This is a genomic window from Streptomyces sp. NPDC037288 (assembly GCF_055603265.1).
The window spans coordinates 129,291-150,271 of the sequence record NZ_JBVJVY010000012.1 but is presented as its reverse complement, the minus strand read 5'-3'; the positions used below and the strand labels follow the sequence as shown (position 1 = coordinate 150,271).

Annotated in this window: 14 protein-coding genes and 1 pseudogene; 9 read left to right on the top strand and 6 right to left on the bottom strand. The window is 70.3% G+C overall.

What is annotated here, in order from left to right:
* Nucleotides 1-98: 98 nt before the first annotated feature.
* Nucleotides 99-377, top strand: coding sequence for a hypothetical protein (locus ACZ7GZ_RS17010; RefSeq protein ID WP_471024816.1), 279 nt, complete (start codon nucleotides 99-101; stop codon nucleotides 375-377).
* 48 nt (nucleotides 378-425) lie between these two features.
* On the opposite strand, the gene ACZ7GZ_RS17005 is transcribed toward ACZ7GZ_RS17010, so the two are convergent.
* Nucleotides 426-851, bottom strand: a complete 426-nt coding sequence (locus ACZ7GZ_RS17005; RefSeq protein ID WP_471024814.1) for an SRPBCC family protein — start codon at nucleotides 849-851, stop codon at nucleotides 426-428.
* Nucleotides 852-1,124: 273 nt separating this feature from the next.
* On the opposite strand from ACZ7GZ_RS17005, the gene ACZ7GZ_RS17000 reads away from it, so the two are divergent.
* The 5 genes from ACZ7GZ_RS17000 to ACZ7GZ_RS16980 all read left to right on the top strand — a co-directional run bounded on the left by ACZ7GZ_RS17000 (nucleotide 1,125) and on the right by ACZ7GZ_RS16980 (nucleotide 9,473).
* Complete coding sequence (locus tag ACZ7GZ_RS17000) at nucleotides 1,125-1,994, top strand: ATP-binding cassette domain-containing protein (RefSeq protein ID WP_471024813.1); 870 nt, start codon at nucleotides 1,125-1,127, stop codon at nucleotides 1,992-1,994.
* Nucleotides 1,991-2,650: a hypothetical protein gene (locus ACZ7GZ_RS16995; RefSeq protein WP_471024811.1), complete on the top strand. Its 660-nt coding sequence runs from the start codon at nucleotides 1,991-1,993 to the stop codon at nucleotides 2,648-2,650. Before ACZ7GZ_RS17000 ends, ACZ7GZ_RS16995 begins: the two co-directional genes overlap by 4 nt.
* 591 nt (nucleotides 2,651-3,241) lie before the next feature.
* Nucleotides 3,242-7,219, top strand: a complete 3,978-nt coding sequence (locus tag ACZ7GZ_RS16990) for a type I polyketide synthase (protein ID WP_471024809.1) — start codon at nucleotides 3,242-3,244, stop codon at nucleotides 7,217-7,219.
* Between the two features lie 69 nt (nucleotides 7,220-7,288).
* Nucleotides 7,289-8,722, top strand: coding sequence for a coproporphyrinogen-III oxidase family protein (locus ACZ7GZ_RS16985; protein ID WP_471024807.1), 1,434 nt, complete (start codon nucleotides 7,289-7,291; stop codon nucleotides 8,720-8,722).
* Nucleotides 8,712-9,473 carry an SDR family oxidoreductase gene (locus tag ACZ7GZ_RS16980; protein ID WP_471024805.1) on the top strand — a complete coding sequence of 254 codons (762 nt, stop codon included), beginning with the start codon at nucleotides 8,712-8,714 and terminating at the stop codon, nucleotides 9,471-9,473. Before ACZ7GZ_RS16985 ends, ACZ7GZ_RS16980 begins: the two co-directional genes overlap by 11 nt.
* Nucleotides 9,474-9,522: 49 nt before the next feature.
* On the opposite strand, the gene ACZ7GZ_RS16975 is transcribed toward ACZ7GZ_RS16980, so the two are convergent.
* Complete coding sequence (locus ACZ7GZ_RS16975; RefSeq protein WP_471024803.1) at nucleotides 9,523-10,422, bottom strand: acyl-CoA thioesterase; 900 nt, start codon at nucleotides 10,420-10,422, stop codon at nucleotides 9,523-9,525.
* A gap of 152 nt (nucleotides 10,423-10,574) precedes the next feature.
* Between ACZ7GZ_RS16975 and ACZ7GZ_RS16970 the strand changes: the two genes are divergently transcribed.
* Complete coding sequence (locus tag ACZ7GZ_RS16970) at nucleotides 10,575-12,845, top strand: MMPL family transporter (protein WP_471024802.1); 2,271 nt, start codon at nucleotides 10,575-10,577, stop codon at nucleotides 12,843-12,845.
* 215 nt (nucleotides 12,846-13,060) lie between these two features.
* A pseudogene (locus tag ACZ7GZ_RS16965) lies at nucleotides 13,061-13,430 on the top strand (leucine zipper domain-containing protein); the annotation flags it as partial.
* Between the two features lie 188 nt (nucleotides 13,431-13,618).
* Here ACZ7GZ_RS16965 and ACZ7GZ_RS16960 read toward each other — a convergent pair.
* Genes ACZ7GZ_RS16960 through ACZ7GZ_RS16945 form a run of 4 tightly spaced genes read right to left on the bottom strand, consistent with a single transcriptional unit; the run spans nucleotide 13,619 to nucleotide 18,740 of the window.
* A complete protein-coding gene (locus ACZ7GZ_RS16960; RefSeq protein ID WP_471024800.1) occupies nucleotides 13,619-14,683 on the bottom strand; it encodes a C40 family peptidase in 1,065 nt (354 codons plus the stop codon).
* A 59-nt stretch (nucleotides 14,684-14,742) separates the two neighbouring features.
* The gene (locus ACZ7GZ_RS16955) at nucleotides 14,743-15,225 is read right to left on the bottom strand and encodes a poly-gamma-glutamate biosynthesis protein PgsC/CapC (protein WP_471024799.1); all 483 of its coding nucleotides are present in this window, start codon (nucleotides 15,223-15,225) and stop codon (nucleotides 14,743-14,745) included.
* Entirely contained in the window at nucleotides 15,222-16,499 is a 1,278-nt protein-coding gene (gene pgsB, locus ACZ7GZ_RS16950; RefSeq protein WP_471024797.1) for a poly-gamma-glutamate synthase PgsB, read from the bottom strand. Before pgsB ends, ACZ7GZ_RS16955 begins: the two co-directional genes overlap by 4 nt.
* 6 nt (nucleotides 16,500-16,505) lie before the next feature.
* On the bottom strand, nucleotides 16,506-18,740 hold the full coding sequence (locus ACZ7GZ_RS16945) for a HAMP domain-containing protein (RefSeq protein WP_471024795.1): 2,235 nt from the start codon (nucleotides 18,738-18,740) through the stop codon (nucleotides 16,506-16,508).
* Nucleotides 18,741-20,092: 1,352 nt separating this feature from the next.
* Between ACZ7GZ_RS16945 and ACZ7GZ_RS16940 the strand changes: the two genes are divergently transcribed.
* Nucleotides 20,093-20,830, top strand: coding sequence for a G1 family glutamic endopeptidase (locus ACZ7GZ_RS16940; RefSeq protein WP_471024794.1), 738 nt, complete (start codon nucleotides 20,093-20,095; stop codon nucleotides 20,828-20,830).
* Nucleotides 20,831-20,981 lie beyond the last annotated feature (151 nt).

Sequence of the window (20,981 nt, the reverse complement as noted above, 5' to 3'; positions counted from 1 at the left end):
CCCTGACCGGCGTCCGCCGGTCCGGTGCGCCGGGTCGCCGCCGATTCGCCGCCAGTTCGGTCCGCCAGTTCGGTCGCGGGACCGCCTACGGTGGAGACATGACCGAGATCGTCGTCTACGAAGTCGACAAACCGGTGACACCCCGCTCCTCCACCGGATCCACGAGTGGCGCGGAACGGCGCGTCCGCAAGGTGCACGTCGCCCCCGCGGCCCCCGGTTCGCGCACTACGGCGGGACCGCGGACCCTCTGCGGCAAGGACACCTTCTCCATGGAGACGGCCCGCTGGACGCCCTCCGAACAGCCCGGAGCGCCCTGGTACCCCGCGGAATACGCATCCGTGGTCTGCCCGGAGTGCGCTGCCGTGATCGAAATCTGACCGGCGGCCCGGCTGCCCGGCACCGGCGGGCCACCGTGCTCCCGTCGCTCAGCCTCGTTCCACGTACTCCTTGAAGTGCTCCAGGTCGCTGCGGACGAGCCGTTGGATCGCGTTCGTCTGGGCGAACCCCTTGGGCCCGCCGAAGGTGTCCCGGACCGTGCCGGGGTCGTACTCCAGCCGTGCCTGGATCCGGGTGTGGTTCTGGTCGATCGGCTGCACCGAGAAGGACCCCGTCAGCTCGGGGCTGCTCGTGGTGAGCCACTCCATCACGCGCTCACCGCGGTCGGTGACCTCGGCCTCGATCTCCCGGGCCCGGCCGCCTGCCTCGACGTCCAGACGTGCGCGGCCCCCCGCCTCCGTACGCGCGCCCCGAACGCCGTCCACGAAGCGCGGATAGTTCTCCACCCGGTGAAGCGTCTCCCAGGCCTTGTCGACCGGAACCCCGACATCGACGTGCAGTTCGAGGGTGCTCATGGCTCACCTCCATGTGCGGCTCATGGTGCATGCCCTTCTGCTTACAGTGTGCGCCCGGCGGGAGGGCGGACGAGCCGGGACAGGGCGACGGGGCTCTTGCGGCAGCGCGACAGCAGGGGGCCGCGGGCGGCCCGGCCGGGCGCCGACGACCTTGGTCTGCGCTCTGGACGCCCATGTGACACTTCTACGTCCGGTCAGGCCACGCACCGTAATCTGCACGCAGCTGAGGCCGGCGTACCGGACGGAGGGGTTCGCTTGTTACGACTTCAAGCAGTGAGCAAGCGCTATGGCCGTGGCGACTGGATCCTGCGAGACGTCGATGTGGAGGCACCGCCGGGAGAGGTCGTCGCCTTGACCGGTGGGAACGGTTCGGGGAAGTCGACGCTGCTGCGGATCGCGGTGGGCCTGTCCCGGCCGACCCGCGGCCGGGTGACCGCACGGCCACAGGTCGTGAGCTACGTGCCCGACCGCTTCTCCCCCAGCGAACGCATGTCGTCGGTGGCCTACTTGACCCACGTGGGACGCGTGCGCGGGCTGACCACCTCGGTCGCCTCGTCGCGGGCGCACCGGCTGCTGGACAGGCTGGCGCTGGTGGGCGGCAAGCAGGCCCCGCTGCGGAGCCTGTCCAAGGGCAACGCCCAGAAGGTGGCGGTGGCCCAGGCCCTGTTGGTGGAGCCCGGGTTGCTCGTCCTCGACGAGCCATGGTCGGGGCTGGACGCCGACGCCCACGGTGTCCTGAACGAGATCATGACCGAGGTCGCCGACGCCGGAGGGACGGTGATCTTCACCGACCACCGCGAGGCGGTGACACGGGCCCGTGCCACTCGGACCTACCGCGTCAGCAAGGGCCAGGTGTCACTGCGCGGGCCGGAGTCCCGGCCGAACGGGCACCGGCCCTCCTGCGACGTCGTCCTGACCGCGTACCCGGGCGGCCGCGTGCCTCAGGACCTCGTCTGGGAGGAGCTGGACGGCGTGCTGACGGTGAGCCGCACGGCCCCGGGCGTCCGGGTGAGAGTGGCCCGCGAGACCACCGACGCCCTGCTGCTCACCGCGCTTCAGCACGGCTGGTCGGTGGAACGGGTGGAAGGGACGACGGTGGACCCCTTGGCGCGGAACGCTGCGGCGAACGGAGGCCTGCGGTGATCGCCCTCGTCCGCTACACGTTCGCCACCGTGCTGCACACACAGCGCTACGTCGCCCCGTTGCTGCTGTTCATGGGCCTGCTGGGCGTGCTGACGGTGAACGGCAGCGGCCCCTTGCCGCCCGCTTACGCGTCCTCCGCCGGTGCGCTGTTCGTCTGCTCGACATGGCTGACCGTCGCGCTGATGAGCCTGGACGAACCGACACAGCGGGCGATCGTCGTCGTTGCGTCCGGCGGCCGGTCGCTCAAGGTCCTGCTCGCGGCGATCGGCACGGCCCTGCTGAGCTGTCTGGTGCTGATGGTCTTCGGCTTGCTCTTCCCGCTGTGGACGGGGCACTACCACGTCACCCTGGGCGATCTTGTGCTGGGAGTCGAGGCCCAGCTCACGTGCGCGTTCGTGGGCATCGCCATCGGCGTGTTGTGCTCGCGGCCGGTCTTCAGGCGACAGGGGTACGCGGTGGTGTCCGCCGTCGCGCTGATGACGGGAGCCCTCTTCGTCAAGGGCATGCCCCCGGTCAACCGGCTCTTCACCCTGATGGCGACGACCCCCCACGCGGCGCAGCTGCTGGCTCCCACGGCCGTCATGCTGGCGATCGCGGCCGTGATCCTGGTCGCGGCCACGGCGGTCACCCAGTTCGTCGCCGCGCGGAGAGAGTGACCAGGCCTTCCGTGGCGGCAAGCACGCGGAATCGCCGCACCGGCTGCCGGAGCGGTGGACGAAGCGGACGTTACTCGAACGGGGAGGGCTGGCTCTGGATGAGGGCGCTGCCGCTCGCCACGTTGCGGTGCGTGACCGGTCCTGGCGCCGCTGGCTGATCGCCGCCATGTACGGCTACCGGCCGGGCGAGTCCTACCGGCGGTCCACTGGCCCCGCCGGCACCGGGGCGCAGGACGGTAACAATGGGCGCTACGCCTGTCGAGAGAGTTGGCGAGGAATCGTTTTCCTGTCACTCGCACCGGTGACACAAAACATGATCCGTCTGCAGGGGGGAATTCCTCATCCAGGAGATCCGCCATGCACGGTTCAATGACGATCACACCACAAGGAACGACGTTTTAGCCTGCGAGGGCGTGCCGAAGCATTATTCGGTGGACGCTTCTACTTAGAGCGGCAATTCGTCGAGGGATCGAGATCCCGGCACTGAATCCTCTGACGCTCCGCGACTGATGGCCGCCCCAGGCCGCGCCCCGCATCGGGACCGCATGACAGCGCCACCCCCCACACACACCCGCCGAAGGAGAAGTCGGCATGGATGCTGAGCCCCTCGCCTTGGTAGGAATCGGGTGCACTCTCCCCGGTCAAGTGCACGGGCCGGAGGACATAGACACAGTGCTGCGGGAAGGGCGGGACTGCGTCGAGGAGATCCCGCCGAGCCGCTGGGACGTGGACAGGTTCTACGATCCGGATCCGCTGGCCCCGGGCAAGACCTACATCCGACACGGCGGGTTCGTGGACGACGTCGATCGTTTCGACGCGGCGTTCTTCGGGATCTCTGACGCTGAAGCGGTCCGTATGGACCCGCAACACCGCCTGCTCCTGCAGACCGTGTGGCACGCCCTCGAACACGGCGGGCAGAACCCCGACGAATTCAGGGGCACCGACACCGGCGTTTTCCTGGCGCTGATGAACAGCAACAACTACTCCTTCCTCAAGCACGAGATCGAGGGGCTGCACGGCGTCACGGCCTACGACGCGATGAGCGACGCGAACAGCATCAGCGCCGGCCGTATCGCCCACTTCCTCGACCTGAAGGGTCCGTGCTTCGCGGTCGACACAGCCTGTTCCGGATCGCTGGTCGCCCTCCACCTGGCCCGGCAGTCCATCCTCACCGGCGAGTGCGACTCCGCCGTTGTCGCCGGTGTCAATCTGATCCTCAACCCCGATGTCCATGTCGCCTTCTGCAAACTCGGGCTGTTCTCCCGCAGCGGGCAGTGCCGGGCGTTCGACGCCAAGGCGGACGGTTACGTCCGCAGTGAGGGATGCGTGGCGGTACTGCTGCGCCGTCAGTCGCTCGCCGAGGAACGGGGCGACCCCATCCTGGCCAGCATCGTCGGTACCGCCATCAACCACGACGGACACACTCCCGCGCTGACCGCCCCCAACGGCCGGACCCAGGAACAGGTGATGCGTTCCGCGCTCCTGCGCAGCGGTGTCGTCCCCGCCCAGGTCGGCTACGTCGAGGCGCACGGTACCGGAACCCCGGTTGGCGACCCCATCGAGATGGGCGCCATCGCCAGCGCCTACGCCGGGTCCCGCACCGCGGACCGGCCGCTGTACGTCGGCTCGGCCAAGAGCAACTTCGGCCACACCGAGGCCGCCGCCGGACTCCTCGGCGTCGTCAAGGCCGCACTCTCCTTGCACCGCGAAACCATCTACCCCAGCCTCCATCTCGACCGGCTGAACCCCAAGATCGATCTCAACGGCGCCTCGGTGGAGGTCCCCACCGAGCCGGTGCCCTGGCCCCGGACGGATGTCCCGCGCCTGGCCGCCGTCAACTCCTTCGGCTACAGCGGCACCAACGCCCACGCGATCCTGCGGGAGGCCCCACAACCGAGGCAGCCCACCGGCACCGTGAAGCCGCGCCCGGCCGAGCTGCTGGTGCTGTCCGCCAAGTCCCCCGCGAGCCTGGACGCTCTGGCCGAGCGCTGGGCGGAGTTCCTGTCCCGGAACGGCGGCGAGACCCTTCCGGAGGCCGTCTTCACCGCCGCCGCCGGACGTGCCACGCACCGCCACCGCCTCGCGGTGACCGGGCGGGGCGGCATGGAGATCGCGGGTGACCTCCGCCTGTGGCGGACCCGCCGGACGCCTCCGTCGGTCACCTGCGGGCACCCGGCGAAGCCTGCCAGGGCCGTCTTCGTCTTCACCGGCCAGGGCGTGCAGTACCCCGGCATGGCCGGTGAACTGTACGACAGCGAACCGGCCTTCGCCGCCGTCCTCGACCGGTGTGCCGAGCTGCTCGACGCGGAGCTGCCCGTGCCGCTGCGGCAGATGCTCTTCGAGGAGCAGTCCCCGGAGGCGCTCGACGACACCCGCCTGGCCCAACCGGCCCTGTTCGCCGTCGAGTACGCGCTCGCCACCCTGCTGCGTTCCTGGGGAGTCGTTCCGGACGCGGTGGTCGGGCACAGCATCGGCGAGGTCGTCGCCGCCTGCGTCGCCGGCATGCTTTCCCTGGAGGACGCCGCCCGCTTCAGCGCGGTGCGTGGCCGGCTGATGGGCGAACTGCCGCGCGACGGAGCGATGCTGGCCGTCGCCGCCGACCCGGAGACCGTGCGCGGCTGGGTGTCGGGGCGGGAGTCGGACGTCTCCGTCGCCGCCGTCAACGGCCCGCGCGCCGTGGTCGTCTCGGGACGGGCCGAGGCCGTGGACGAGGTGGCGCGCCTCGCCGAGGCCGAAGGCAGCCGTACCACCCGGCTGCGTACCTCGCACGCCTTCCATTCGCCGCTGATGGACCCGGTCCTGGCCGAGCTGGGCAAGGCGGCGGCCGGGCTGCGCACGACCGCCCCGGCCGTCCCGGTGTTCTCCAACGTGACGGGCGAGGCGCTGACGGGCGCGGAGGGGCCGGAATACTGGTGCCGGCAGGCTCGCGGGCCGGTCCGGTTCCACGACGGCATGCGTGCGGTGGCCGCGCTGCGCTGCACCGTGGTCGTCGAGATCGGCCCGCATCCCGCCCTGCGGCCGTACGTCCCGGAGGCGTTCGGTGACGCCGGTGTGACGGTGATCCCGACCCTGCGGCGCGATCGGCGGGACGTGCGCAACATCCTCGCCGCCGCGGGCGCCCTGTTCACGGCGGGCGCCGCCGTCGACCTCCCCGCGCTCTACCAGGGCCCGAGTTACCGCCGTACCTCCTCCGCCCCGCGGTACCCGTTCCGCAAGGACCGGTACTGGCTGAAGCCCGCGCCGGACGCCGACCACGGCAGCACGGCAGACACGACAGACACGGCACCGCGGCGGCAGGCACCGCCCACCGTGCCCGAGGCCGCACCGCAGCCGGCCGGCGTGCGCACCGTCCACCGGCACGAGGTGCAGCCGGGGACGCCGTGGGCGGACCACCGCATCCTCGGGTCGACCGTCTTCCCGGCCACCGGCTATCTGGAGCTGGCCGTGGACGCCTACACCTCGGCCGCAGGCCACGGCTTCGCGCCGCTCGAACTGACCGGCGTCGACTTCCTGCGCCCGCTGGTCTTGGGTCCCGCGAAGCCCAGCAGCATCCGCGTGGACCTGGAGGGCGACGGGCCCTCGGCGGGCGGCCGCTTCCGGTTCACCGTGGCCGGTGGCAACGGGGACGGCCGATCCCCCTACTGCCAGGGGAAGGCCGGGCCGGCCGCGCGGCAGGACGGCTCCGGGACACCTCCCGGCTCCGGGACACCTCCCGAGGAACTGCGCGCGGCGATGTCCGCGTCGCTGGCGCCCGGGCGGCTCTACGGGCTGCTGCGGGAGGACGGGATGGAGTACGGCGCGAGTTTCTCCACCGTCCGCGAACTGTGGCTCGACGAGGCGGGCGGGCAGGCGCTCGGCCGGATCACGGCCGCTCCCGACGGTGCGCCGCGCGTGAGCCATGCGCACCGGTTCGCCACGATGCTCGACGGCTGTCTGCACCTGACCGCCGCAGCCGCCCGGGAGGGCGCGGCCGGGGGCACCCACGTCCCGGTCGGCGTCGGCCGGATGGTGCTGCACAGCCCGTTGCCCGACCAGATCTGGGGCCATGTCCGTCTGCGGCCGAACACCTCGGGAACCGCGTTCACGGCCCGGTTGCGCGTCCTGGACGACGCAGGAGACATCCTCGCGGACCTCGACGACATCGAGTTCCGGCGCGTCGCCTCGCTGACCGACACCTCGGCGGCCTTGGCCGCACCGGCCGACGGGCGCCTCCGGGAGGGCGGCGACTCGCGGCAGGGACTGCGGGAACGCGTCGAGCCCCTGCCGGCCGGAGAGCGCCGGCAGGTGGTCGTCGACTGGCTCAGGGACGAGATCGTCGACACCCTCGGGCGGATGTCGACCGAGTTGGAGATCGACCTCCACGAGCTCGACCCGTCCCTGGCCCTGCTGGAGATCGGCCTCGACTCACTGAGCATCACCGAACTCCAGCGTCGCATCCAGGAAAAGCTCGACTTCCGCTTCAAGACGATGGAGGCACTGGAGTACCAGAGCATCGAGGAACTGGCGGAATACCTCCTGCACCGCGTGATTCTGGCGGACCCGGCCGCCATCGCCCCCCAGGGCTCCTGAGCCCTGCCTCCCGCCCGGCCGGCAGACCACCCGGCAGATCACACCCAGAGGGGAAGTGCCGTCACCGTGTTGAGCCCCGACCACGTGAACAGCTACCTCGACAGCCATCTCGCCGAACGCCAGGTCAACAAGATCCAGCACGGCTTCCCGTCCCCGCGCTTCTGGAACGAGCCGTCCGTTCCCCTGGACGAGATCGGCGAGGACCGCCGGCTCCTGCGCGCCACGGGCGACCAGTCCCACGTGTTCCTCTACGTCGGCGTCCCGTACTGCATCCAGACCGACCCCGGAAAGTGCGGTTACTGCCTGTTCCCCGTCGAGGAGTTCCAGGGCAACGCCGCGCTGGAGAACTACTACGGATATGTGGAACGAGAAGCCGAGATGTACCGGGAGCAGATGGAGGGATCCGTCCTCGCCGGGGCCTACTTCGGAGGGGGCACATCGAACCTCTACCGGGCCCCCGTCTACCACCGGCTGATGGACATGGTGCGCCGCCTCTTCCCCGAGATCTCGGACCAGGCGGACCTCACCCTGGAGGGCATCCCGCAGCTGTTCTCCCGGGAGAAGATGCAGGCCATCCGCGACTCGGGGATGAACCGGATCAGCATGGGGGTCCAGCAGATCAACGAACGGCTGAACAGCTTCAGCGGCCGCAAACAGACGACCAAACACGTCATCCAGAGCCTGGAATGGGCCCGCGAACTCGGCCTGGCCGCCAACGTCGACCTCATCTTCGGCTGGCCCCAGCAGACCGTCGACACCATGCTGGAGGACCTTCAGACCCTGGTCTCCTGGGACGTCCACGACATCACCCACTACGAGCTGAACGTGGGCGGCCCCACCGACTTCGCACTCAACCGCTACCACGAGCTGCCCAGCACGCTGGCCAACCTGGAGATGTACCGCGCGGGGCGGGACTTCCTGCTCGACCACGGCTACGAGCAGCTGTCGACGTACAACTTCCGCCGTCCCGGTGACCCCGCGGCCAAGGACTTCCGCGAGGGCTACCTCCCCCGCTTCGAGCACATGGACACCCTGGGACTCGGCTACGCGGCGATCACCTTCTTCGGCAACCCCGCGCTCGCCCCCGGCCGTTCCTGGTCGTTCATCAACCACCGCAGCCTGCCGCAGTACAAGGCGGCCGTCGACAACGGCCGGTTCCCGGTGGAACGGGGCTTCAGGCACACCCCCGACGACTGGCTGCTGATGGTCCTGTTCCGCAGCCTCATCAGCACCGAGATCGACCGTGTCCAGTACCGTGCGGCCTTCGGCGTCGACGTGTACGAGAAGTTCGCCACCGTCTGGGACGCGCTGGCCGAGCGGGGCTACGCGGCGATCACGGCGGAGCGGATCCGGCTGGTCGGCGACGGCGCGTTCTACGCCCCCATGATCTCCACGCTGATCGCCGAGGAACGCTACCGCGAGCTGCGTGAGGAGGCCGCACGGCGCAAGAAGGGGTCCAGCCGGCTCGCCTCCGTGACGCCGGGGGTGAGCAGTGACGGATGACCTCCCGCTGGCGGGCCGCGGCTGTGTCGTCACCGGCGGATCGCGGGGCATCGGCGCCGCCGTCGTCCGGCTGGCGCTGGCACAGGGCGCCGACGTCGTCTTCGGCTACCACAGCGGCGAGAAGCAGGCCCGCGCCCTGGCCGACGAGCTGCGTGCCGCCCACCCCGGGCGGCGCTGCACCCCGCTGTACACCGATGTCGCGGACTCCACGGAGGCCGCGCGCTTCGCCGCCTCGGCCCTGGACCACCTGGACCGGTTCGACGTCCTGGTCAACAACGCGGGCATCACCCGCGACACCCTGTTCGCCCGCATGGGCCCCCAGCAGTGGCACGACGTCATCGGCACCAACCTCGACAGCATGCACACCGTCACCAGGCCCCTGCTCATGCCCCTGGTGAAACAGCGCCGCGGCGCCATCATCAACATCGCCTCCTCCTCCGGGCTGCACGGCACACCCGGCCAGACGGCCTACTCCGCCGCCAAGGCCGGGGTCATCGGCTTCACCAAGGCGCTGTCCAAGGAGATCGGCGCCCGGGGCGTCACCGTCAACGCCGTCGCCCCCGGTCTCATCGAGACCGACATGACGGCCGCGATACCCGAGGACAAGGCCGAACTCCTCAGGTCCCTGATTCCCGGGCAGGCTTTCGGCTCCCCGGAGGACGTGGCACACCTGGTGTGCTTCCTGGCCTCCGACCGGGCCCGCTACATCACCGGGCAGGCCATCGAGATCTCCGGCGGCCTGGTCGTGTAGCCGCCGCAACCAGGGGTGTCGGCGCCCGGCGGGCCGCGGCGAGGGGCCCTCAGCCGACGCCCCCGGGGTCGCCGCTCAGCCGGAGCAGGCCCTCCTGGGCGAGGGTGGCGACCAGCACCCCGTCGCGGGTGAAGACCCGGCCCAGGACCAGTCCCCGCCCTCCGGAAGCCACCGGTGTCTCGTGGGCGCACAGCAGCCAGTCGTCCGCGCGGAAGGGGCGATGGATCCACACGGTGTAGTCGAGACTCCGGCCAGTGGCGTGGAACCACGACACCCCGTGCCGGACCAACACCGTCTCCAGCATGGTCACGTCGCAGACATACACCAACAGGCAGGCGTGGAACAGCCGTTCGCGGCCGGCGGTCGCCTCGGCCGGCACGTCGCCCTTGACGCGCACCCACACCTGAGTCCGGGAGGACAGCAGCGACGGGTCCTTCTCGGCGTCGAAGCTCAACGGCCCGACGAAGCGCGTCTCGTACGGCTTGCCGAGGGGGGCGACCACCTCGTCGAACACCTTGCTCAGCCGCTCCTCGTAGGTCGGCAGGCCCTCCGGGTCCGGGACGGGCGGCATCGGGTCCTGGTGGCCGAGGCCCGGTTCGGGGCGGTGGAAGGAGGCGGTCAGAGCGAACACCTCCCGGCCGCGTTGGGCCGCACGGACCCGCCGGGTGGCGAAGGAAGCGCTGTCCTTCACCCGCTCGACCCGGTGGTCGAAGGGCGCCGTCGGCAGGCCGGGCCGCAGGAAGGAGCAGTGCACGGAGTGCACGGGCAGTTCGGCGGAGACCGTGCGGCCGGCAGCGGCCAGCGCCTGGGCGGCCACCAGCCCTCCGTACACCGGGGAGGACTGCTCCTGGGCAGGGCGTCCGAGGAAGTGCTCGCCGTCGTCCCGGCCGGGCGCGAGGCCGACATCGAGGAGGCCGAGCAGTTCCAGCAGTGCGCGGTCTTGATGCATGGGCCCCACTTCGCCTCGGCGTCAGCGCTCGGGAGCCAGTATCGCCAGCTCAGGGCCCGCCCATCAATCGAACTTGCAGACGGTGGATCGGCCGTTCCGTACCCAGCGGGCCCGTTGCCCGGACAGACTGATCGACTCGTGGAGGCCCTGTCATGCTGGACCGCGTCAGCGCGGCACTGTACCGGCGGCGCGTCGCCGTACTGTGGGTGAGCGCAGTCACCCTCGTCCTCGCCTGGATCGGCGGCCTGGGCGTGGAACACCGGCTGGTCCACGGCGGTTTCACCGATCCCGGCGCGCAGTCCGCCCGTGCCGAACGCCTGGTGGCCGAGCACTTCCCGTCCGCCGGCGGCGACCTGGTGCTGCTGCTGCGCGGTACGACCCCCGTCGACTCACCCGAGATGACCTCCCTCGGCACCGCCCTGACCCGGCGCGCCGCGCAGACTCCAGGCGTGCGGGCCGCCACCTCGTACTGGACGGAACAGCGCGCGCCCTCGCTGCGTTCCCGTGACGGCTCCATCGGGCTGGTCACGCTCTCCCTGAGCGGTGATGAGGACGACCGGGCGAAGACCGCCGAGCGGGTGGTACCGGACGTCCGACGGTACGCGCAGGGGCTGACGGTCCTGGCGGCAGGCCCCGCGCAGGTGCAGTCGGAGGTCGGCAAGCGCACCGCGCACGACCTGCTGCTCGCCGAGGCGATCGCCGCGCCCATCACCCTGGTCCTGCTGCTGCTGATCTTCGGCGGCGCGGTGGCCGCCGCCCTGCCGCTGGTCATCGCCCTGCTGTCGGTCCTGGTGAGCCGGGCCGTGCTCAACGCCCTGGCGGGCGCCGTGTCGATCTCGGTGTACTCGATGAACTCCACCACCTCGCTCGGCCTCGGACTCGCCATCGACTACAGCCTGTTCATCCTCGCCCGTTTCCGGGAGGAGCTGCGCGCCGGCGCCACCGTGCAGGAGGCGCTGGGCCCCACCGTGCGCCGGGCCGGGCGGACGGTCGCGTTCTCCGCGCTCACGGTGGCCCTGTCCCTCGTCGCCCTGCTGGTCTTCCCCCAGTTCTTCCTGCGGTCCTTCGCCTACGGCGGCATCGCCGTCGTGCTCTCCGCCGCGGCGGGGGCGGTCCTCGTCCTGCCCGCCCTGCTGGCCGTCCTGGGCCATCTGGTCGACCGCTACGACGTCTTCGCCCGGCTGCGCGGCCCGGCGCGACGCGCGACAGGCCCGGCGGCGGTCCCCGAGAGCGGACGCTGGTACCGGTTCGCCACGGCGGTGATGCGCCGTCCGGTGCTCTACGGCGGCGGCGTTGTGGTGCTGCTGGCCGTCCTCGCGTCCCCGTTCACCCGGGTCGCCTCGGGCCTGTTCGACGACCGCTCCCTGCCTGACTCCTCCCAGGTGCACCGCGCCAGCCAGCTGCTGCGCGACCGGTTCGACGCCGACGCGCTGAGCACGGTCCCGGTGGTGGTGCAGGGCGTGGGGCGTGACCGGGAACGGAGCCTGGAGCGTTACGCCCGGGCGCTGTCCGCAGTGCCCGGAGTCCGCCAGGTGGCCGCGGCGCCCGGCGTCCACGTCGGCGGACGCCGGGTCCAGAGGCCGGGCCCGGCCGCCGCCGCCCTGGTGGACGGCGACAGCACGCTGCTCTCCGTGGTCTCCGCGGTGGAACAGGACTCGTCCGCCGGCACCCGGCTCGTCCGCCGACTGCGGCAAGTGGAACCGCCGGCCGGGACCTCGGTGTCGGTGGGCGGACGGGCCGCCGAGGTCGAGGACAGCACCTCCGCCATCGCCCGGGCTACTCCGGCCGCGATCGGCGTCGTGGCGGGCTCCTCCCTGGTGCTGCTCTTCCTGTTCACCGGGAGCGTCCTGATGCCGGTGAAAGCACTGGTGCTCAACACGCTCAGCCTCAGCGCCACGTTCGGGGCGATGGTGTTCGTGTTCCAGGAGGGACACCTGTCGTTCCTCGTGGGCAGCCCGCCGCACACCGGCACACTGGACGCCACCATCCCGATCCTGACCTTCTGCGTGGCTTTCGGGCTCTCCATGGACTACGAGGTCTTTCTGCTCGCCCGCATCCGCGAGTGCTACCTGCGCACCGGCGACAACACGGAGTCCGTCGCCTTCGGCCTCCAGCACACAGGCCGCATCATCACGGCCGCGGCGGTCCTCGTCGCCGCAGTGCTGTTCGTCTTCGCCATCTCCGGGGTGACACTGCTGAAACTCCTCGGCGTCGGTCTGGCCCTGGCGGTGGTGCTGGACGCGACGCTCGTCCGGGCCGTGCTCGTACCCTCGTTCATGCGGCTGGCGGGGCGGGCCAACTGGTGGGCCCCCGGGCCCCTGCGCCGCCTCCACGACCGTGCCGGGCTGCGCGAGGACGCCGGGAGGCTGAGCATTCCGGGGCCGGTCGCCGCACCGGGACGCGCAGTGCGGAGGCGCACCTGAGCGGTTGGTCCGGGCCCTCGCTGCAGCGGGTCGTCGTGGTGCTCTGCAGGTTGGTGGTGAGCGCGCAGAGGTCGAACGACGTGCCGGGCGCAGGTGTCGTGGCGAGGATCGGCGCCATGAGGCCGTAGCGCCCCCGCGGCGATGTGGGACCCGGCGGCGATCAGGGCCCGTTGTGCGCGAACGGCGCCCACGCCGTCGGGTCGTGGAGACGCTCCTTGCGCAGTTCCGCGACCGCGAGGCTTGCCCGTTGCGTTGTCGAGGACGGCTGGACCCTGCGTCGTGCCGCACAACGTTTCCAGGTCTCGCCGACCACGGCCCAGCGGTGGGCCGGCCCATACCGGGCTCTCGGTGGGACCGCGATGGCCGGCCGCCCCAGCCGTCCGCATCACAGTCCCCGGCGGACACCGGGGACCGGGCGGCGGATCACCAAGGTCCGGCTCCCGCGCCGGTGGGGTCCCGCCCGCATCGCTCACCTGGTGCGGATCGCACCCTCGACACCGAGTCCTGGTCCGCTACCGCCTGGCCCGTCCGGCACACCTGGACCGGGCCACCGGCCAGGCCAGCCGACGAGAAGAAGGAGACCGCCACCGCGTTCCGGACCCGCGCGCAGGCGTTCTTCACCCGCACCCTGCTGGACGAGTGGGCCTACGCCCGCCCCTACCCTCAGAACGCGGTGTCCGCCATACCGGGCCCCCGGCCACCGTGCGCCTGGTCAACCTGCCAGAGCAGGCCATCCGGACAGCCTGATCAACTCACACTACGTGGCATTGCCGTCACAGGCGTCGGGCCCCGCGCAGCTCTTGTGCGTAGTAGCCCTCACCGTCGAGCCGTGAGGTGCCCCCCTTGTCACCCATGGTGGGCCCGTTGGCGTTCTTCCGGCTGGAGATGAAGCGCGGGTGGTCGGCGGTGTCCAGGCCGAGGTAGATACCGATGTGGCCGATCCGTCCACCGGGCAGCTCCCGTGTTCTGAAGAAGACCAGGTCGCCGGGCTGGAGCCCTTGGATGACATCGGGGCTGCGGTCGGTGAGGGGGATCACCGGTACGCCGAGCGGACCGTGGGCGATCGCGTCGGCGGTCCGCTGCAGCCCGCTGCCCGCCGGGCTGTCCCTGCTGTTCAGCAACAATCCCGAGCGGTATCCGTACACCAGCCGGACATAGCCCGAGCAGTCGACCGAGCGCCGGCGGTCCTCCTCGGGGCGGCGGGTGACTCCGTCGGGGAAGGTCCAGGGGGTGCCCAGGTAGTCGTAGAAGTCCGAACCCATGCGCTGCTTCCCTTGCCGAGCGCGGCCGGACTCGCTGGTGATGCCGGGTCCGTAGCGGGCGGCACCGCTGTATGTGACGCCCGCTGCCGTCGTCCGGACCGGGGCACCGGCGATGTAGTCGAAGGCCGTGGCGAGGATGTCGGGATCGCGGCTGCCGAGGCGGGACCTGAGCCAGGTCCTGAACCAGTCGCTCTGCTCCGCGCCACGGGCCCACGCCTTGGGCAGCAGCCGCACCCAGCTCTTGGTGACGACTTCGGCATCCGTCGTACGCGGCTCCGCGAAGGTCCTACTGGGCCCAGTCAGTACGGCCGTGCGGGCGCCGTCGGTGAACGTGGCGATGACGGTGCCGTGCCGGTCGCGGGCGACCGTGCGGGCGGGATTGCCGATCCGCTCGAAGTCCAGCGGGCCGCTCCTGGCCCGGATTCCGGCACCCGGTGATGCGGGTGGTGGGTCGGTGCGGTGCCTGAACTGCAGGGTCAGCACGCAGCTCGCCGCGAGCAGGACGGCTGTCACCAGGAACAGGGCCGCGTTCCTGGTCGGGGAGAACTTCCGGATTCTGGGCAGGAAGCGTTTCACTGGTCAACTCCGGTGTGGGGGAAAGGGAGATGCCGCAGCATGTCGGGGGAGGGGGCGGTTCAGGCCGTGGGCAGGGCGCCCAGCAGCAGCCCTGACACCAGAATCACGTAGGTGGCGAAGGTGACCGTGCCGGTGGAGAGGACCGTCGCTGTCCTGGGCTGCCTCTCGAGCTGGTAGGCGATGAGCCCGGGGACGATGAACCCGAGGGCCTGATGGGCGAACAGCAGGGGGAACTCCCGCTGGAGCACCAGGGAGAGCCCGGCCTGGAGCAGGACACCGGTGAGTACGACGGCGGCGAACAGCCGCTTGCCGTAGAGGATGAGGAAGCGCTGCAGCACCTTGGTCAGCAGGTAGGTCAGACCTGCCATGCCCGCGACCATGGCGGCGCGCCGCAGATCGTCGACGAGGGTGAGGGCGAGCCAGCCGGGGGTGATCATTCCGCCCGGTGAGAGGTTCGTGGTCAGGTAGCACAGGAGGGAGAACACCAGACCGAGTGCGATGCCGATGGCGGCGATCTGGGGTGTGACCAATGCGGGGATCAACGCGATTCTCCGTGGGGGGAGTTGTGGTGAGCGCCGGGCGATGTGGGGGCGTCGCTCGGGTTGGCGGGGTCGGCGTCGGTGACGGCGTCGGGGTGTTCGGGCGCGAGTGCGGTGAGCCGCTCCAGGAAGAGTTCGCCCTGCCCGTGGATGTTGCCGATGGCGACGAGTGAGGAGTCCGGCCCCAGGTGGGCCAGCAGGTCCGTGGTGAGCCGGTCGGGGTCGCGGCGGTCGCCGCCGAGATCGACGACGTTCCCGGTCCAGTGGGCCGGTATGGCGTCGGCGGCCGACTTGGTGGGATGGCCGATGAGGAACACCGTCTCCGGGTCGAGCTCGGGGATGAGCGCACCCATCTGCCCGTTGCGCTCCACGCGGTCGGGGCGGCAGTTGATGACGACGTGCAACGGACGGTGAACGGCGCCCAGTTCGAGCAGTTGCTTGATGTTCATCAGCGTCGACTCGGGGTCGTTGGCGGCGAAGACGTTCGCGAATCGCAGCCGCTTGCCGTCGGGGGTGCGGTACCGCTCGACGGACAGCACACCCGGGTCCGGTGGTGCCTCGTACATTCCCTTCAACGCGGTCTCGCGGTCGACGCCGAGCAGTTCGGCGACCGCGAGTGCGATGGCGACGTTCTCCTTGAAGGTGAACCAGCTGAAGCCGCGCAGTTCCTCGTCGGTGACGGTCTCCGGGTCGGCGTAGACCAGCTTGCAGTTCCGGGCGTCGGCCTCCTCCCGGAGGATGGGGAAGCGCTCTTTCTCCGCGGTGACGCAGACGCCGCCCTCGGGCAGGGACCGGCACAGGGAGCGTGCCACATCGTCCAACGTCGGGCCCATCTCGGCGAGATGGTCCTCGCGGACGTTGCAGAGCACGCCGATGGTGGAGCGGATGAGTTTGGACTGGTTGATCTCCTGGAGTGCGGGCATGACGGCCATGCACTCCATGACCAGGACGTCGGGTTGGTGGGCGGCGGCCCGCCGGACGATGCCGATCTGCTCCACGACGTTGGCGATGCCGAACTTGCGGTAGACCGGCTCCTCGGTGGCATCGGGGTGGATGAACCGGGCGGCGGTACCCGTGGTCTTGGCGACGGTCACCAGGCCGCTGCCGCGCAGCGCGCCCGCGCACAGCCGGGTGATGGAGGACTTGCCGCGAATGCCGTTGACCAGCACGCGGGTGGGTATGGCGGCGAGATTCGCGTCATGGCGGCGCTGTTCGACGACGCCTGCGACGAGCAGGCCGGCGCAGCACGTCGCAAGGACGCAGTACAGGAAGAGCACGGTGGGTCAGCTCCTGGGACCGGGGCCGGACAGGGGCGTGGAGGCGCCGGGCGGCCCGTCGGGGGAACCGGGCGCGGGCGGTGCGTCGGCGCGCGGGAGTCGCTGTCTGATCAGTTCGAGGCTGCGGGCGACGGATCCCACCTCGTCGTGGTAGCGCGGGTAGAGCACCGTTCTGCGGTCCCCGGCTGCCAACGCCTCGGCGCGCTGGGTGATTTCACGCAGCGGACGTACGACGACGAGGTACAGCCAGCCGAGGCAGAGGGCGCCCGCCGTCAGCCCCAGCAGACCGACGAGCATGATCCGCCGCTGTGCCTCGTACTCGGGCAGCCCGATCCAGAACACCGGTCTGATCGAGGCGACCTTCCAGCCGAGTGCGCTCGCGACACCCAGCTTCTCGTTGAACGGCGCCACGGCGGCGACCGCCGGATTCCTCCAGCCGAGCAGCAGCCCAGCGGAGCCCTTGGTCGTGCGGGCGGCCTCCATGTGGGCCCGCAGCCGACCGTCGGAGACCCGCCCGAAGGCCACGAACCCTTCGTTGGACGCGATGACCCGATGCGCGGAGTCGACCAGCCACACCGAGCCGAGACCGGGCCGGGTGAGGATGCCGACCAGGTACTGGACCTTGAGCTCGCCCACGACATAGCGGCGTCCGGACCCCGTCGGCGCCCCCTTGACCGGCTGAGCGGCCACGGCGGCGATCACCGGTTCCTTGCCGGAGGTGTTCGTCTGCATGACCCCGGGCTTGACGCGGATCTTCTTCGGGGTACGGGGTTCATCGCCGGCGCGGACGAGGATCTCGCCGGCGCCGTCGACGACGTACAGGGAGCGATATCGGCCGTGCTGCTCCAGGGAACTGTCGAGAACCCTGCGCGTCTCCTCCGACCGGGAAGCGTCGATCACGGTGGCGAGATGGGCGAGATCCGCGTATCCGTCGTTGATCCCCCTGCGCACGCGATCCGCCGTCGTCTCGGTGCGTTGCCGCTGGTCGTCGGAGATCAGCCGCGGTACGGCCGTGGCTGTGTGCGGCCAGGTGCTGCCGAGCGCCAGCAGCACCGACGCGGGCCAGGCCAGCAGGGCGGACGAGCAGACCAGCAGGACGGTCCGCAGTCCGGGCCGGCGCCGGCCCTTGCGGGTCCCGAGCCGACCGCGGCTCCCGGTCGACGGCTGCGGGACCGTTTCCTGCGACTGCCCGCCGTTTCCACGGAGTTGAAGGCGCAGTGCCTCCAGCGCGCCACCGACCCGGGCAGGTTCCCCGAAGCGGGCCACGCGGACGGGAGCCGTGAGGTCGCCCCGGCCGAGCCGCTGCGCTTCGCGACTCAACCGCAGCAGAGGCCGCTGCACAACCAGGTGGAGGGCGACGGTGACCCCGGCCGCGAGGGTCAGCAACACGGCCGCGGCGAGGAGGGCGAGACGAAGGTCACCAGTCCCGGACGTATGACGCTCGGTTCGCACCGTCGTGACGACCGTCAGTCCGAGTGCGCTGCTCGGACTCTCTTTCGTGGCGAGCCCCCGGGCCACTCCGGCGTACCCGACGGCGGTACGGGTGTTGCCTTCCTCTGCCCCGACGAGACTGCCGCTCGGACCGTCGAAGCCGCCGGCAGCGTCCGACGCTCCCTTGCCCTGCGCCTCGCGCACGGCGGCGCCGGCCAGCGCCTTGGCCTGATCGGTTCCGGAGCGCGGCCCGGCCGAGGTGAGGGTCGCCCCGTCACGGTCCACGACGTTGAGCGTGTGATTCCTGCCGACGGTGATGCCGGGCACCTTCAGGCTCTGGGAAGCGACGAGCAATTCCTGTCTGTCCCCTTGCGACAGCGTCGCGAAGACCAGCAGCCGGGTGACGCCCGAGTCGTCCCGAACCAGCCTCGGAGGCGGGTTCGCCGGCAGTCCACGAAGGTCCACCTTCCCGAGCGGTACGTCCTCGCCCCGCGCGGCGAGCAGCCGACCGGTGGACAGGTCGACGACGGCGGTACCGCGCCACTTGCGGTAGGTCCGGTCGAGGAGGGTCAGCATTCCGTCCGCCGGTACGGACTTGGAGCCACCGAAGTCCGCTGCCGCTGCCCGCAGATCGGAGACGCTCTCGTCGACGGCGGCCTGCAGCGCGACCGCCCCGTCCTCGGCGATGTGCTGCTGGGAGCCGAGGACGGCCTCGGGAACGCCCCGTTCGGCATCGCTCCCGACGGCGAACACCGTCAAGCCCGCGACGAGCGCCAACAGAACCGGCAGGGCCGCCACTGGCGGCCGCACACCTCCTAACACAGCCATGTCCGCCCGACGCCGAGCCGGGCGCCGCTTGGATATCGGGGATCGAGTGGTGGTCAAGAAACATCCTTTCCGAGCTCCGCCGTATGTTGCGTGAAGCAATGAACAGAAGTTCTTGACCTGCCTGACGACGGGAATGCGTCGCCGGTTTATTGGAGAGGTGTGACGATACTCACCCTCTGGCGATAAAGTGCCCTTTCATGTGTGGCAGAAAAGTAAAATCACACCTCTACCCTGCTGGTTCGCAGGTTTTCGAGGCCGGGTTCGATGGCTGAAATGAGCGGTTCGCAGTGTCCGTATAAGCGGCGAAATTAGGCTCCAGTGAGTGCGAACGAATTATGTGGGCTGGTCGACAATTGTCCTCAACGATCATTTTGTATCTCTTCTGCCTTGTCCAACCCGCAGACGGCTGGTACCGCCCCGCCGATGGGTGGGGCGGTTGGAGTTCGCCCGAGACGAGGCGGAGTCCTGGTGGGGGCAGCCGTTGACGCGGGGCTCGCACGAAGGGCTGCGCAGTGTGACAGTGCGCCAGTCGGTGCGGGCCGGAATCCGTCACATTCCATGAGACCGATCAAGCCGTGCCGTGATGCCGCAGCGGCGGTTCCCACACTGACCCGGCTGGTATTCGCGGCGATGTCGCAGATCCCTTACGGGATCGCCTTGCCCGGTCCCCGCCGGACCAGGAAAATCGTGCGGCTTGACCAGTAACGGCTTACCGGCTGGCCGCTACTGGTGGGCGGTCGGCTCGGGCGCATGATTCCCGGTCGACTTCACCGTCCGGCGCGGGCGGCCTCCAGTAGGCGCGTGCGGGCGGCGGTCCCGACCGACGGGCGCGTAGATGAGCGCCGGGCAGGAGCGTCGCCCAGACTTGGGCATGGGGTCGCCGCTGCGGCAGGCGCCGAGGTGGGCCAACGGCTCGTCATGCGGGCGGCGACCTCCTCGTCATCCTCCCCGCGGTACAGCCTCACCGCGGTACAGCGCCAAGCCCAAGACCAGGTGGACCACCACGTGCGGAGGCGGCTTGCCAGCACAGCGGCGGGCCTGTCCGCCATGCTCAGCCACCACCACGTCGATCACGTGATGCGGGTGCTGTGACAATCGCCGGGCCGAGCTCCTCTGAGCTCGCCCGGCGGTGAAGCGAAGGCTCGTGACAGGGCACCAGTTCCGTTGCCTGTGGGTCGGCTGAGAATCGGGCAAAGCGCCTTGTGGCTGCCGACCCCTCCTTGGTTTGATACCAAGCAAGCTCATCGTTTGGGGCCAAACGTCTGACTTCCCTGGCCCTTTGAGCCCCCGCAATCGACCCGTCCTGGCCCCAGGCCAACGCGAAGGGACAACTCATGCGTGTGACAACTCGCCGGGCAGTGATCGGCGGAGCAGCGGCACTGGCGTTGACGATCGCCTCCAGTGCCTTCGTCTCCGCCTTCGCCGGAGGCAGTTCCGGCCACAGCGACACCGGCACCAGGTACATCACGAAGTCCGGGTGGGGCGGCTACGTCACGATGGGCAAGACCAACGCCTTCAACCAGACCAGTGCCGAATGGCAGGTGCCCGCGGTCACCTGCCACTCCACCAACGACCTTTTCGCCCCCTGGGTGGGGATGGACGGATACACCTCGGCCACCCCGCACACCGTCGAACAGGCCGGAGTGGAGACCAGCTGCAAGACCGGCTCCCCGGTCTACCGGGCCTGGTACGAAATGGCGCCGCTTCCCCCGGTCTACTTCAAGGGCACGGTGAAGCCGGGCGACGACATCAAGGCATCGGTGGTCCGCAGCGGCAGCACCTACACGCTGACGATCCAGAACCGGACGCGGAACTGGAACCAGTCGACCAAGCAGACCTGTCCCAAGGGCTCCACCTGCCCGAACAACTCCGCAGAAGCGGTCCTGGAGTCGCCGACCAGGAGCTACCCGGACTTCGGCAGCGTGGACTTCCGCCACGTCACGGTGAACAACAAGCCGCTCGCGGTCTACAAGGCGTACTCCATCAACTCGGTCAACTCCCAGACACAGGCGGAAACGCAGAACACTCCGCTGCGGTTCGACCGGTTCTCGGTGGACTACGCGCTGGAGTAGCGCGACAGCGGCCATGCGCCGGGAGGAAGAGGAAGGGGAGAGAGGGGGGGGGGGCCAACAGAGCCGCCCCACCCCCTTCCGGCCGGTGACCGTCTCGCCCACCCTCCCCCCTTTCATCATTACGTCGGGTCCTGCCGGCCTCCGTCCAAAA